General features: G+C 58.5%; 13 protein-coding genes. 6 read left to right on the forward strand and 7 right to left on the reverse strand.

Annotated features, from left to right (window positions below; genetic code table 11):
- Nucleotides 1-98 precede the first annotated feature (98 nt).
- From msrA to EIC84_RS04185, 3 genes are all read left to right on the forward strand, one after another.
- Entirely contained in the window at nt 99-665 is a 567-nt protein-coding gene (msrA, locus tag EIC84_RS04175; protein ID WP_004340927.1) for a peptide-methionine (S)-S-oxide reductase MsrA, read from the forward strand.
- 180 nt (nt 666-845) lie between these two features.
- A complete protein-coding gene (locus EIC84_RS04180) occupies nt 846-1,271 on the forward strand; it encodes a hypothetical protein (RefSeq protein WP_004340928.1) in 426 nt (141 codons plus the stop codon).
- A gap of 159 nt (nt 1,272-1,430) precedes the next feature.
- Nucleotides 1,431-3,566 carry a TonB-dependent receptor domain-containing protein gene (locus EIC84_RS04185; protein WP_134737299.1) on the forward strand — a complete coding sequence of 712 codons (2,136 nt, stop codon included), beginning with the start codon at nt 1,431-1,433 and terminating at the stop codon, nt 3,564-3,566.
- A 56-nt stretch (nt 3,567-3,622) separates the two neighbouring features.
- Here the strand turns inward: EIC84_RS04185 and EIC84_RS04190 are convergent, their stop codons facing one another.
- Nucleotides 3,623-4,702 carry a site-specific integrase gene (locus tag EIC84_RS04190; protein WP_003070823.1) on the reverse strand — a complete coding sequence of 360 codons (1,080 nt, stop codon included), beginning with the start codon at nt 4,700-4,702 and terminating at the stop codon, nt 3,623-3,625.
- Nucleotides 4,703-4,845: 143 nt separating this feature from the next.
- On the reverse strand, nt 4,846-5,493 hold the full coding sequence (gene pdxH / locus EIC84_RS04195) for a pyridoxamine 5'-phosphate oxidase (RefSeq protein WP_003070825.1): 648 nt from the start codon (nt 5,491-5,493) through the stop codon (nt 4,846-4,848).
- A gap of 34 nt (nt 5,494-5,527) precedes the next feature.
- Between pdxH and EIC84_RS04200 the strand changes: the two genes are divergently transcribed.
- Nucleotides 5,528-6,160 carry an NTP transferase domain-containing protein gene (locus tag EIC84_RS04200; protein WP_050789021.1) on the forward strand — a complete coding sequence of 211 codons (633 nt, stop codon included), beginning with the start codon at nt 5,528-5,530 and terminating at the stop codon, nt 6,158-6,160.
- A gap of 142 nt (nt 6,161-6,302) precedes the next feature.
- Here EIC84_RS04200 and EIC84_RS04205 read toward each other — a convergent pair whose 3' ends face one another.
- Together EIC84_RS04205 and EIC84_RS04210 are read right to left on the reverse strand one after the other, a co-directional pair.
- Entirely contained in the window at nt 6,303-6,914 is a 612-nt protein-coding gene (locus EIC84_RS04205) for a superoxide dismutase family protein (protein ID WP_003070831.1), read from the reverse strand.
- A gap of 102 nt (nt 6,915-7,016) precedes the next feature.
- Nucleotides 7,017-7,646 (reverse strand): gamma-glutamylcyclotransferase, encoded by a 630-nt coding sequence (locus EIC84_RS04210; RefSeq protein WP_003070833.1) that lies wholly within the window; start codon nt 7,644-7,646, stop codon nt 7,017-7,019.
- Between the two features lie 301 nt (nt 7,647-7,947).
- Between EIC84_RS04210 and EIC84_RS04215 the strand changes: the two genes are divergently transcribed.
- Nucleotides 7,948-8,472: an OmpA family protein gene (locus EIC84_RS04215; RefSeq protein ID WP_003070835.1), complete on the forward strand. Its 525-nt coding sequence runs from the start codon at nt 7,948-7,950 to the stop codon at nt 8,470-8,472.
- 78 nt (nt 8,473-8,550) lie between these two features.
- On the opposite strand, the gene EIC84_RS04220 is transcribed toward EIC84_RS04215, so the two are convergent.
- The 3 genes from EIC84_RS04220 to EIC84_RS04230 form a co-directional block, all read right to left on the reverse strand.
- Nucleotides 8,551-9,078, reverse strand: coding sequence for a nuclear transport factor 2 family protein (locus EIC84_RS04220; protein WP_003070837.1), 528 nt, complete (start codon nt 9,076-9,078; stop codon nt 8,551-8,553).
- Nucleotides 9,079-9,223: 145 nt separating this feature from the next.
- On the reverse strand, nt 9,224-9,640 hold the full coding sequence (gene gloA, locus EIC84_RS04225) for a lactoylglutathione lyase (RefSeq protein ID WP_003070839.1): 417 nt from the start codon (nt 9,638-9,640) through the stop codon (nt 9,224-9,226).
- 505 nt (nt 9,641-10,145) lie between these two features.
- Nucleotides 10,146-11,237, reverse strand: a complete 1,092-nt coding sequence (locus tag EIC84_RS04230) for a fimbrial protein (RefSeq protein ID WP_134737300.1) — start codon at nt 11,235-11,237, stop codon at nt 10,146-10,148.
- A gap of 336 nt (nt 11,238-11,573) precedes the next feature.
- Between EIC84_RS04230 and EIC84_RS04240 the strand changes: the two genes are divergently transcribed.
- On the forward strand, nt 11,574-12,629 hold the full coding sequence (locus EIC84_RS04240; RefSeq protein WP_237704407.1) for a GNAT family N-acetyltransferase: 1,056 nt from the start codon (nt 11,574-11,576) through the stop codon (nt 12,627-12,629).
- Nucleotides 12,630-13,193: the final 564 nt, after the last annotated feature.

The raw sequence follows: 13,193 nt of genomic DNA on the forward strand, positions 1-13,193 counted from the left end.
AGGGTCAAAGCCCAGGAACAGGTGGGAATCTTTGACAAATTTCTGCCAAATTTATACCATTTTTCTGCTGTTTTGTCAAATTTTAGGAAACAACCCAAATGAAAAAAGACAAGGAAAATCAACAACTTAGCAGGCTTGAAACCATCGTTTTAGGTGCTGGTTGTTTCTGGTGCACGGAAGCCGTCTTCGACCGTGTGCGCGGCATTGTCGATGTGGAGAGCGGCTATGCCAATGGCCACCTGGACCATCCCAGCTACGACGATATCTGTACCGGACAGACCGGCCATGCCGAGGTGGTGAAGCTCGACTTCGACCCTGCGGTCATCAGCTTGCGCGATGTGCTGCTGATCTTCTTCGGCACGCATGACCCGACCACGCTGAACCGCCAGGGCAACGACGTGGGCACGCAGTACCGCAGCGCGATCTTCACCACCAATGCGCAGCAAACGGCCGAGGCACAGGCATTGCTGCAGGAAATGCAGAACGAAAAAGCGTTCGATGCTCCCATGGTCACCCAGATCGAGCCCCTGACCAACTACTGGCCCGCCGAAGACTATCACCAGGACTATTTCCTGCAGCACCCGGGCCAGGGTTATTGCGCTTTTGTGGTGGGCCCCAAGGTGCAGAAATTCCAGAAAGCGTTCTCGCGCTGGCTCAAGGATTAAGCTAGGCTTTCAGCGTATGGCCTGGAGTGCAGATACACTCTGCAACCCCCGGCAGCTTTGCTGCAGCCGTTTCGCCCGAGACCGCATTTGCTCCTGAACGTGTCACATCACTCCCATCTACGCAGAAACAGCCGTCCAGCATCCGCTGGCGGTTGCGCCAGCCTGCGTGAAATCTGGGTGATGCGCTGGCTGATGGGCCTGCTGGCCCTGGCCATGGTGCTGGGCCCGACGCTTGGCCAGATGCACCGTGCGGTTCACGCGGTCAATACAGTCCCGACAAAGTCCTATGTGGCGCACAGCCATGCGCAGCCAACCTCGTCGGCTGTGGCTGTGGCTGCGGCTGGCGACTGCCAGAGTGACAACAGCGGCTGCGCCCCGGATCAGGGCTGGGTCCATGCGCTGTTTGCCGGTCACGGACCGGCAGAATGCCAGCTGCTGGACCAGGCCAATCATGGCTATGCCGGGCCTGTGGCCGTACTCGCTTTCAGTGCGCCGCCACCTGACAGCTTCATCCCCCGGCCTTTTGCTCCCGCGCCCAGAGCCGTCTTTATTGCAGCGCCGCTGGCTGCACGCGCGCCCCCTCTGTCTCTCAGCTCCCTGGCCTAGGTTGAAGCCATGCTGCGGCATGGTTTGTTGCCTACACCAGAAACTTCAGAATTGATAGCTGTAAGCGCTTTGTACATAAGCGATTAAGGCTATTTTATTGAATTTCCGTGCGTACTTTCTTTGATGGTCTGCGTGCGCACGGTCGTTTGTGGAACTGAGATGTCTCAACGTTTTTTGAATTCTTCCGCCCATTCCTTGCGCCGTTCTTCCAAGTCGGCTCTGGCCCGCGCCATCGAAGCGCTGCAGCCGGCAGGGCGCGGGCTGGCTCTGGGTACAGGCCTGGGCCTGCTGGCCTGCTCACCCCTGGCCTTGGCGCAGTCCGATACGGCCAAGCAGGAGTCCAGCCTGGCCGAGGTGACCGTGTCGGCGACCGGCATGGCCGCCGGCGATATGGCCACGCCCGTCCAGGTCCTCGGTGAAGAGGAACTGCGCCTGCGCCGTGCCGCAACCCTGGGCGAGACCCTAGCGGCCGAGCCGGGCATCAATGCCAGCCATTTCGGTGCGGGAGCCAGCCGCCCCGTGATTCGAGGCATGGATGGTGCGCGGGTCTCCGTGCTCAGCGATGGCTCGGAGTTGCTCGACGCATCGACCGTCAGCCCCGACCATGCGGTGACCACCGAGCCTTTGCTGGCACGGCAGATCGAAGTGCTGCGCGGCCCTTCGGCCTTGCTTTACAGCCCTGGTGCCATGGGAGGCGTGGTGAATGTGCTGGACGGCAAGATTCCGACCCAGGCGCCCGAGAAAGGCCTGGAAGGTTCGGCCGAGGTGCAGGCCGGCACGGCTGCAGGCATGTCGGCCGGGGCCTTCTCCCTGACCACGGCCACGCCGCTCAAGAACGATAACGGCCAGCTGGTGCTGCATGCCGAAGGCGTGGCGCGCAACGCGGGAGACTATCGCGTGGGCAGCGGCTGGGGCCAGAGCAAGGTTCCGGGCAGCTTCAGCCGCGGCAACACGGGCAGCGTGGGTCTGTCCTGGGTAGGCAATCAGGGCTATCTGGGTCTGGCCTATACGCGCCAGCAGGCCAGGTACGGCTTGCCCGGTCATCAGCACAGCTTCGAAGGCTGCCACGCACATGGCGATCATCTGCATTGCGGCTCCCATGACGGGCATGACCACGACCATGATCATGAGGAAGGCGGCAGTGTGCCCGTGGTCGATCTGACCAGCGAGCGCTGGGATCTGCGCGGCGAATGGCGCAAGCCCACAGCCGGCATCGCCGCACTGCGTCTGCGCGGGGGCCTGACCAATTACCGCCACGACGAGATCGAGGACGGCAGCGTGGCTACCCAGTTCAGGAACAAGGCCCATGACCTGCGCCTGGAGATGGAGCACGAGCCCATTGCCGGCTGGCGTGGCACGCTGGGTCTGCAAACCCTCAAGCGCCGCTTCAGCGCCACGGGCGAAGAGGCCTATGTGCCGCCCACGGATACCCAGCGCCACAGCCTCTATCTGCTGGAGGAATACCGCTGGCAGGATTGGAGCTTTCAGGGAGCCTTGCGCCACGACCGCCAACGCGTGGAGGCCGAGCTGAGCAACGAGCGCCGCAGCCACAGCGCCACTTCGGCGTCGCTGGGCACGGCCTGGAAGTTCCAGCCCGGCTATAGCGCATCGGCCTCGTTCACCAGCGGCAGCCGCATGCCCACGGCCGAAGAGCTGTTTGCCAACGGCCTGCACATGGCCACGGCAACCTACGAAATCGGCAATCCCAATCTGTCGCGCGAGCGTTCGCAGGCGCTGGACCTGGGCCTGGCCAAGACGGCCGGTGATACGACCTGGAAGCTCAATGCCTATCACTACCGCATCAAGGGCTATATCTACGGCGCCACGCTGGATGCCCACGAAGGGCTACAACTGCTGCAATACACCCAGGGCAATGCGCGCTTTACGGGCTGGGAGGCTCAGCTGAGCCAGCGCCTGAGTCGCGAGTTGAGCCTGAGTGTGTTTGGTGATGGCGTGCGTGCGCGTCTGGAAGACGGCTCTGCGCTGCCACGCATTCCGGCATTACGTGCCGGCTTGCGTGTGAATGCGCGTCTGGCCGGTTGGGACACCATGGCTGAATGGACCCAGGTGCTGCGCCAGAACCGCACGGCCCAGTACGAAACCCAGACACCGGGCTACGGCATGCTGAACCTGGGCGCCAGCTACCTCTGGAAGAGTGGTGGCAACCAGTGGCAGTTCTATGTCAAGGGCCAGAACCTCACCAACCGTCTGGCCTACGCTGCAACCTCGTTCATCAAGAGTGCGGCCCCGTTGACGGGTCGTAATCTGGTGGTCGGTCTGAGAATGGACTTCTGATCCGGCTCTTGGTGAGCCAAGTCGCATCCGGTCCGGGCCTGGGCCGGATGCCGTGGCTATAGATAGTGCTGCAGATGGCGCAAGGAACGTGTGCTGTCCACGCCGATCCTGGCAATCACTTCCGATTCGGGGATGCCGGCGCGCAGCCACTGCACGATGGCCGTGTTGCGCAAGACCTGCGGCCCCACGCGCTGCAGCGGAAATTTCTGGCTGTCCTCGGGCTGGGCATTGTGAGCGCGCTGAATGATCTGCGAGGCCACATGGAACAGCATGCGTACCGACAACTCGCCGCCACGGCGCGAATAGAAGACGATATGGTTGCCGTCAATCACTGACGGCCCGCGCTGTGCGGCGCTGAATCTTCTCCAGCTTTGCAGGGCCTGAGCCACGGAGTCGGGCAGCTCAAGCAGCCTTTGCTGAGCATTTCTGCCGCCTTCTATCTGCAGGTAGCGGGGCAGGGGTGACTCTCCGTTCGCAATGCTTTCCGAGCTGCCAACCCAGACTTGATTTGTGCTTGAAAGCAGGTTCTTCCATAGCAGGCTGCGCACTTCTTCGGGGGCCAGAGCCATCTCGTAGAGCAGCAGCACAATGGCGCGGTCGCGTGCGTCCTGATAACCGTCGGCGCTGGGAAAGTGCCTTGGCAGTGACTGCCAGAGCAGGGGGGGCAGGCAATGGCCCTTGCCGTCTTCCGAGGGAGGTCGTTCGGCCGGCTCGAGACCGGTTGCAGGGTTGGCGCTGATCCAGCCGTGCTCCATCGCATGGTCGTAGATGCGCTCCAGCAGCCGCCAGTAGCGGCGGCGGGTGACCGGACTGATCTTGCGCTCGGGGTGGTGGTGCGCTCGTTGTCCATCGCGTATCTGCAAGAAGCTCTGTACATCCAGCTCGCTTGCCTGATGCCAGGACTTTGAAGAGCACGGCCTGCGGGCAGGGCGCACCTTGTCTGCGATCGGTGCCTGCCCGGACAGATGCATCAACCAGGCCTGCCAGACCTTTTCATAATTGCCGTCTGGAGAGGTGTCCAGCGCATCCCAGCTCTTGCTGCCCTCATGCTCGAGCCAGTCGCGAAACAGCTGGCTTCCAGTTGGCAGTGTGGATGGATCTGGAGACTGCTGATCCGGAATGGTTTTGTCTTGCATATGAAGAGTTTAATGTAACTTACATGAAATATCTATCACTACCAACAAAAATACATTCACTCAATCACAAGCCTGAAGTAATCAGCGAAGAGGGCGCTTTCTGTCGCAGCGCCCTCACATTTTCATGACGGATCCATCAAAACTCAGGGCGCCAGCCGTTCGCGAATCCAGTCCTGACCTTCCTGGCGGTAGCTCAGGCGGTCATGCAGCCGGCTCTTGCGCCCCTGCCAGAACTCCCAACGCTCGGGCACAAGACGGAAACCTCCCCAATGAGGAGGCCGGGGAGGATTAAGTAAAAACTGCGCGCTGTATTTGGCGGCGTTGGCCACCAGCACGCCGCGGCCACTGATGACCTGGCTTTGTGGACTGGCCCAGGCCCCGATCTTGGAGTCAAGCGGGCGGCTGGCAAAGTAGGCATCGCTTTCCTCGGCGCTGACTTTTTCCACACGGCCTTCGATGCGTACCACACGCTCCAGCTCCACCCAGTGAAATTGCAGGGCGGCGAATGGATTGCCCGCCAGTTGCTGACCCTTTCGGCTGTCGTAGTTGGTGTACCAGACAATGCCACGCTCGTCATAGCCTTTGATCAGCACGATGCGCGTGCTGGGTCGCAGGTCGCCGCCCACGGTCGCCACAGTCATGGCATTGGGCTCGGGCACCTGGGCTCTCACGGCTTCCTGCAGCCATTGGTCGAACTGCTGCAGGGGATTCTGGTTGGAAGCGGATTCGCTCAGCTCTGCGCGTTCATAGCTTTTGCGCAGATCGGCAATGGATGAAGATAGGCTGCTCATGTTCACATTGTGCCGCGCAGCCAAAGCCGGCGTTATGCTCGACAGCAATATGAATCAAGAAGTTTTGCCCGCTCCCATGGTTGATCCGGACCGGCCTTGTGTGCTGGTTCTCGCTGCAGGCAGGGGAGAGCGCTTTCTCGCATCGGGCGGCTCCAGCCACAAGCTCCAGGCCTTGCTGGGTCAGCAAACCGTTCTGCAAACTACTCTGGCTGCAGTGCAGGCCTCTGGCCTTCCCTTGCATCTGGAGTGCGGGCCTCATCCCGGGATGGGCGACAGCATTGCGGCGGCCGTCAAGGCCACAGCCGGCGCCAAAGGCTGGCTGATCCTGCCGGCAGACTTGCCTTTGGTTCAGGCCGCTACGCTACACGAGTTGGCCTTGCAGCTAATGCGGCTGGATAGCCATGAGCTGCATGTGATTCAACCCTTCTACCAGGGACGGAAGGGTCATCCAGTGGCTTTTAGCCGGGCGGCAGCTCAGGCACTCGCCCTGCTGAGCGGCGATCAGGGCGCGGCCTCCATCGTGCGTAATGCGGCGGAGAATCAGCGTCTGCAACGCTGGGACTGCGATGACATAGGCTGTGTGCTCGATGTGGACACAGTGCAGGCCTTGGAGGAAGCGCGCAAGATCTGGCATGACCGCAATTCACGGTCGTCAAAAAGCCCCTGAAGGAGGGGCTAGGACTCGACAACCATTGACTTTGCCGAGCTCGTCTAGGTTTGTCGCTGTGTCTCGGTCAAGGCTTGGTCGACCATCAGACCTTGTCTTGCTGGCGCGTGTTCGCGGCTCTTTCCATGCGAGAGCGACAGCTTTACGCGCCGCGCTCGATTACGGCACAAGCCAGGCGCGCGCCTGAATTGCCGGTAGGCTGGGTCGTGTAGTCATCCGGATCGTTGTGCACGATCAGCGACCGACCCAGAATGCCGTTGCTGCCTCTGTCCAGTTTGAACTCCTTGCTCAAAAAATCGATAGTCGCCACGCCCTGGGTATCGGCGTCAAGGCTGGGCAGGTCACCGATGTGATGGGCCTTGGTGTCGCCGAATTTGCCATGCGCCTGTTGTCCAGGATTGAAATGGCCGCCGGCGCTCAAGCCGTCGCCGCTGGAGCAGTCGCCTTTTTCATGGACGTGAAAGCCGTGCTCGCTATTCGGCGCCAGCCCTTCCACGCGGCCTTTTACTCGCACGCTACCGTCAGGCTGCGGGAAGAACTGCACCGTGCCCGTTACCTGGCTGCCCTTGGTGGCTTCCAGACGTGCAATCGATTGCACGCCTTTGCTGGGAGTTGCTGCAGACGCCGTCTCCGAAGAAGAGGGCGCGGCCGTGTTGCTGGTCGTGGAACAGGCCGTCACGGCCAGGCTTGCGGCAAGCGCCAGACCTGTCCAGGCTGGGCGTGAAAAGAGGGCGGCAACACGGTTAGGGAGCATGGCAGTCTTTCCGAAATCAAAAGGCCATTGTGCCCCGGATCGCCAGAATTTCAAGCTTTTTTGCCTTGTATCCCAATACAGTAGAGCGATGTTAGCTACGTTTCAAATAGCAGCAACAGCTGAGCACCTGGCTTGCTGGAAATCTGCATAGGCCAGCAGGCGCTTGAGCGCTTTGTCGTCAATGCCCAGCCGTTGCAACTCGTCAAAAGTGGCCTGGGCGTAGTCCAGCGTTGTGCCATATATGCCCTGGGCCTCAGAGAAGATGCGCCGGTATTCATCCGGCGCCAGCTCGCCGGTATGGTGCGGACTTTGGCGCGAGAGCGTGAATGCCAGGGCCTTCACGGCTCCGTGCGGCGTGCGGCAAGGCAGCCAGCGCGGGTCATAGACGGCATTGGGCATCTCACGCAGCCAAAGCTTCCGCATGACGGTATCGCCTTGGTTGCGTGGAATACGGAAGGCCATGCCCTGGCAGCTGCCGCCCGAGAGCATGCCGAACACCAGGCCTGGTACCTGGGGTGTGCCACGGTTGATGGTGCTCCACATTTTCAGAGCACGATGCCAGCCATGTACATGGGCCGATCGGCGTTCGCTGAAGTCGAATTCGGGACGCCAGATCAGGGAGCCATAGCCAAAAATCCACAAATCCTCATCGCCTCCCCACTGCGCCAGAGCCCGCTCCAGCATCTGGTCGGCATCACGCATGGAATGGTTCAACAAGGGCAGGGCGGACATGGAAACTCCTCAAACCGGATTCAGAGCTGAATTGACTTTGATATATAACGCGCGGACGCGCCGTCGGTGCACCTGTGCGCACACGAAGGCGTAAAAGCAACGCTTTGCCGCTGTGAAGCGGCCGAGATTTGAATCTTTTTTGCGATTGCCGCGAAGGCAGCCGTTAGGGCGTTTCACGGCAAACCTCTAGAATGCGTGGTTTTGTCGCTTTGTCGGCCTGAAGCATGTAGTCGGGCCGCAAAGTGTCATGAATACAGGTTTCGTACTTTCATAATCACCCGCAAATACGGAGATTTCATTCATGTCCTTCAACAGCTCTGACGACGATAGCCAACAACGCTTTGCCCTGGGTTTTCTGTTTGCCCTGATCGCTCTGGTTGTCTCCACCGTCGTCGGCACCGTCGTCTACAAGCGCGGCATTTCCCATGCTCCCAAGGCTGAAGCCGCCGTGTCCGCACCCAGCGCGACCAACGTGCCTGTGGTGGTGGTTGAAGAAACTGCCCGCGTGATCGTGGAAAACGGTGTGGTCAAGTTCTACTTTGTCTCGGGCAAGGCGGAAGTAGCCGCTGGCGCCAACGAAGCGCTGAGCAACGTGGTCAAGGGCGTGGCTGAAGGCAAGCGCGCTGTGATCTCCGGCTTCCATGATGCAACCGGCAGTGCTGAAATCAACGCGGAGCTGGCCAAGCAACGTGCGCAAGCCGTCCAGGCCGCTCTGGTGGCACTGGGCGTGACAGAAGACAAGGTCGAGCTGAAGAAGCCTGAGCAATCTCAGGCCGACGGCTCCAATGCCGAAGCTCGCCGTGTGGAAGTGATTCTGGCCGACTGATAAACCCAGTTCTCTTGCGCAAGGCCCGATATGGCATTCGCTGTATCGGGCTTTTTGGTATTTGCAGTAGAGCAAGGATCAGTTGTTTTCAATGAATCCAGCTGCCGGAGGTTTGCCCAGGGCAATGACTCTTTCAATGCCGCCCGCATCGACCTGGCGCATGACAAACGATCCCCGCGCAAAGCGCATGGAACGGATCTGCCAGTACCCGTTGATGCGCTCGTACTCATCGCTGTACTGACCCGAGAGATTGACGATGGTGCGTTCCTTGACATTGACCTGGCAGAACTCCAGATCCCACAAGCCTTTTGCACTATCTGCGCCCGTAAAGCTGATCTGAGGGTTGTGGCCGTGGTGCATGTCCTGGATGGACGGATTGGCAACTGCCAGTCTGGTGAAGGTTTCAACCCATTCTTCTCGATCCGTAAAAGCCGGAAAACCATCGGCTTCGATGACTGCACCATGCTCCACAAAGCACTCACGCATGGCATTCGGCTGCTTCTGGTCACAGGCTCGCAAGTACCGAGCCTTCAAAGCCTGTATCGACTGAATATCCTCAAGATGCTGCAAACGCTGCTGGAGTTGCTCCAGAACCGAGTCACTCATTGCCTGTCTCCTGATTGGTGTTGGAGTACCGAGTCTGGAATGCCGGCCAATGCCTGCAAACCCATGTTTGGACGATAGGTAGGCCGTTCAGGCAAAAAAAGCGGCACTCATGTGCCGCTCGGTCCAGGAATCTGAAGAAAAAGAATCACCGCAGACCGGTGCCGGTGCCCAGATCGTCTTTGCGTTGAATCAGTTCAATCTTATAGCCGTCGGGATCCGTCACAAAAGCAATCACGGTACTGCCGCCTTTGACGGGACCTGCTTCACGGGTCACATTGCCGCCGGCCGCCTTGATCTTCTCGCAGGCTGCATAAGCATCGGGCACACCCAGAGCAATATGACCGTAAGCCGTACCCATGTCGTAGCTCTCGGTTCCCCAGTTGTAAGTCAGCTCAATTTCCGCCTGACCCGGGTTACCACCTTCGAAGCCAAGAAAGGCCAACGAGTACTTGTACTCGGTGTTCTCGGACGTGCGCAGCAGTTGCATGCCGATGACGTTGGTGTAGAAATCAATAGAGCGCTGGAGATTGCCAACGCGCAACATCGTGTGGAGGAATCGCATGGGCACCATTTTGCCAGCAGGTTCGGAGCTGCGTTTGAGGTCACCAGCGAAGACCTAGAGGCTGCGGGCTACAGCGTCAAGCGCATGGCTACCTGTATGGTCACCGTGAAGTTTGACAGGGTGGTCCGTCCTGTCACCTGTGACGCGCCATACCTCAACACCGGCGGGCAGGGCAGGCCCCTTGTCATTGACTCCGCCATTGGAGCGCGCAGCGATGGCCGTAACACCCGCTACAGCAACGCGCCAATGCCGGCCCAGAACAGCAGCAGCAAGCAGGCGGAGCTCTTGCCAGGCGCAATTAAAGGAAACAACTGTCTTTCGAGCCAGCGGATACTTTTTTGGGGATCTATCGCGCCTGTATCCACATGACTGCTCAGGGTCACCACCACCGGGTGCCTGCGCCCCGATCCCTGGTCTCGCTCATCAGAGCAAGATAGCCCCCTGCGGGGGCAGCAGCTCGTCTCAACCGCAAACTGTCTGTTTGCTGGGCCGTGCCAGCCGCTCTTTATTTGTAGCTGATGACAAAGGTAGCATCTGCATTTGCGCTGCCGGGAGTCGGCCTCTGCACGAGCGACGTCCAGGTATAACGGGCCTTCAGTTTGATATTCACTGGCTCATTACCAAATTTGCCAACCATCCATTGATTGACCTCACCAGATTCGGGGCCGAAAATCACGAGCTGATCGTTTTCTCGTTGAATCTCGATACCTACGTTTTGGGCCACCGAATCCTTGGACAGGGACAGAGTCGTTGATCGATTCGCCGGGTTCTGCGCATCCGAAAATACAACGAACATTCTTGTGCTTGTCCCCGTATCGCCCCCGGCGCATGTAAGGTTCAGGCTGAAATCTTTCCACGGCCCTTTTCCGTTATCCATCAGATCGGAGACACTGATGCCATCGAGATATACCGGAACCAGTGGCGTATTGAGCTTGCATGTCGGCACTCTAGGCTCAACCGCGATGCCGCGTCCTTCTATGTAGATTCTTCTAAAGGTATGTTGCAGGTCGACATATCTGGCCTCACCGATCAGTCCGCCAATATATCCACCTGCCGTGATGGGCCCCGTCTTCACCAATTCCACAACAAAGTCTTCAGCTGCCGCGAGGAAATAGCTCGTACGGTCGTCATACCATGACAGAGGCCACCAACTACCACTGGAGGCCATCCTCATTCGGATCCCCACGCCAGCAATGGAAGTCTTGAAGGTTCCATACCCATCCGGCTGGCCGATCCCGCTGTAGAGCGTTCTGCCCATTGTTCTCTTGCACTGGATGAACCCGCCCGGGCCGCTGACCCGGAGATTCTTCAAATTAATGACTGATCCGACTGGAACTGACGGATCAAAATCCCCCGTTTCCCACGACTGAATCTGCAATTCAACCGTCGGAACCAGCCGTCCGTCGTCCAGCTTGATAGTGCAGACATCTTGAGCCTTTGCCGCTATTGGTGCAGCCACAAGAAACGAAGTGCATAAGAATCGCAAAATGACTGGCATCAAGTTGCGCTTTGATATCGTTGAAAATTTTCCAATTTTCCAATTTTCCAATTTTCCAATTTTCCAATTTTCCAATTTTCCAATTTTCCAATTTTCCAATTTTCCAATTTTCCAATTTTATTCTCCTATCTAGATTTAACAGATACTCTTTCTGAGATGGTATGTGTGGTTCAGATGAAAATTTATAAGAATATTCTCAAAAGCTTAATCGGTATGCCCTCGCAAGACATCCACGCCTTCTTGCACGGGGCTGAACTCGTCTGAAAGAGCCATGACGAAATGGGAGGCCGCTGCAGGCATCCCGATGACGCGAATGGACCACTCACAGGCGCACATGAGGAGGATTGAGATCGAGACAGCGCAAAGCAGAGTGCATGACATGCAGTACGCAATGAAAACAATGCACTGCATGTAGCCCTCATTCCAATTAGCATCATGAAATTGATGATCTTGAATATGATGAACCTTGCTGTCGAGTTTCCCGAGTTCTTCCTGCCCAACTGCAGGCTGCGGCGGATTCATCGCAATGACGTCGAGTCGGTTTTTGCTGGGCTTTCCAACCCGCAGGTAGTGGCCCACTACGGCGTGTCTTACGACAGCCTCGAAGCAACGGACGAGCAGATGCGCTGGTATGACGCGCTGCTGGAAGAGCACCGGGGCATCTGGTGGGGAGTCACCTTGCCAGGACAGGACGAACTGGTAGGCGCCTGTGGTTTCAATGATTGGTCTCACTCCGATCGCAGCTTGGATATCGGCTATTGGCTGATGCCGGAACACTGGGGACGGGGGCTGATGCAAGACTGCCTGCCCACAATCCTCCGCTTCGCCCTAGGCACCCTCGGTGTACACCGTATCCACGCAGATGTTGAACCTGAAAACTCCGCCAGCACTCGTTTGCTGGAGCGGCTTGGCTTTGTGTTTGAGGGAACCCTGCGGGATGTGGAATGTAAGGGCGGGCGCTTCCTCAACCTGCACCAATACAGCCTGCTGGCCACTGACCCGATCGGGCGAGCTTTGCTGGAGGACGACACACCGACCTTTCGCCCAGCCCGTGGGACGGATGCGAAGGCGCTCACTGCTTTGGCCCAGCGCAGCAAGGGCCATTGGGGATACCCCGAAGCCTGGATGGAAGCATGGCAGGCCGCGCTGACTTTCCACCCCGGGCAAATGACCAGCCAGTACGCGGTGCTGGTCGCAGCGGATGGCCAACTACTGGGCTTTTATGGGCTTGAGAGTGGCGAGGGCGGCTGGCAGTTGGAGCATTGCTGGGTCGACCCACAGTCCATGGGGAGTGGTCACGGACGACGCCTGGTGGAGCATGCTCTGGCTGTAGTGCGGGGACTGGGCGCGAACACTCTAACGGTGGAGTCGGATCCGTCGGCTATGGGCTTCTACGAGCGACTCGGTGCAAAACATGTGTGCGATGTAGCGCGCCCAGTATGTGGCGAGCACCGGCATCTGCCGATACTTAAGTGGATGCTCAGTGACTAGGTCTCATTGAAGAAAAACGGGTACAGATCGTTTGACTGCTGGCAAGCTACTGACCGTTTGCTGCACCTTATGAAAGACAGCCATGGACTGTGGATTCAACCGGTCGATTGCTGCCAGTGGTCGGTACCAGCAGACTGGACATCTCGTATCGGAATAATGGTCCATTAAGACCGGCAATCACAATATCAGGCCTTTGCGCCGTGTATCGAAAGACACCCCCTGTAGGCGCTCTGTCCTATGATCGCGCCTGAGAGGAGGGGGTATGGGCATACAGGACAGGGATTACTGGAGAGAGCGCTACGACGAGAACCTAAATGCGAGAAGAGACCCTCGTGACAATCCATTCACGAGCGGGCAGAGCGAAATGAGCTTTCTTGGAAAGCTCATTCTCACGATTGTGGTGCTTCTAGTTGCCGCACTTGTATACAGATATCAGTCTGACATTCTGCGATTTTTAAAGGGGCCTCCTGCTGCTGCTCCTCAACGAACTGCTATTCAGTCACCGGAACCAGCAGTCGTTGCGCCAAGAGTCTTGGCGCCTGAGAAGGCACGTTCGGAATCTAC

Origin of the sequence: Comamonas sp. A23, from assembly GCF_004522605.1 — a bacterium.
Taxonomy (GTDB): domain Bacteria; phylum Pseudomonadota; class Gammaproteobacteria; order Burkholderiales; family Burkholderiaceae_C; genus Comamonas; species Comamonas thiooxydans.

Bases quoted from the DNA above. Each gene is read 5' to 3' on its own strand.
- msrA (WP_004340927.1), top strand. From the start codon at position 99: ATGAAAAAAGACAAGGAAAATCAACAACTTAGCAGGCTTGAAACCATC.
- EIC84_RS04180 (WP_004340928.1), top strand. From the start codon at position 846: ATGCGCTGGCTGATGGGCCTGCTGGCCCTGGCCATGGTGCTGGGCCCG.
- EIC84_RS04185 (WP_134737299.1), top strand. From the start codon at position 1,431: ATGTCTCAACGTTTTTTGAATTCTTCCGCCCATTCCTTGCGCCGTTCT.
- EIC84_RS04190 (WP_003070823.1), bottom strand. From the start codon at position 4,702: ATGCAAGACAAAACCATTCCGGATCAGCAGTCTCCAGATCCATCCACA.
- pdxH (WP_003070825.1), bottom strand. From the start codon at position 5,493: ATGAGCAGCCTATCTTCATCCATTGCCGATCTGCGCAAAAGCTATGAA.
- EIC84_RS04200 (WP_050789021.1), top strand. From the start codon at position 5,528: ATGCTCGACAGCAATATGAATCAAGAAGTTTTGCCCGCTCCCATGGTT.
- EIC84_RS04205 (WP_003070831.1), bottom strand. From the start codon at position 6,914: ATGCTCCCTAACCGTGTTGCCGCCCTCTTTTCACGCCCAGCCTGGACA.
- EIC84_RS04210 (WP_003070833.1), bottom strand. From the start codon at position 7,646: ATGTCCGCCCTGCCCTTGTTGAACCATTCCATGCGTGATGCCGACCAG.
- EIC84_RS04215 (WP_003070835.1), top strand. From the start codon at position 7,948: ATGTCCTTCAACAGCTCTGACGACGATAGCCAACAACGCTTTGCCCTG.
- EIC84_RS04220 (WP_003070837.1), bottom strand. From the start codon at position 9,078: ATGAGTGACTCGGTTCTGGAGCAACTCCAGCAGCGTTTGCAGCATCTT.
- gloA (WP_003070839.1), bottom strand. From the start codon at position 9,640: ATGCGATTCCTCCACACGATGTTGCGCGTTGGCAATCTCCAGCGCTCT.
- EIC84_RS04240 (WP_237704407.1), top strand. From the start codon at position 11,574: ATGAAATTGATGATCTTGAATATGATGAACCTTGCTGTCGAGTTTCCC.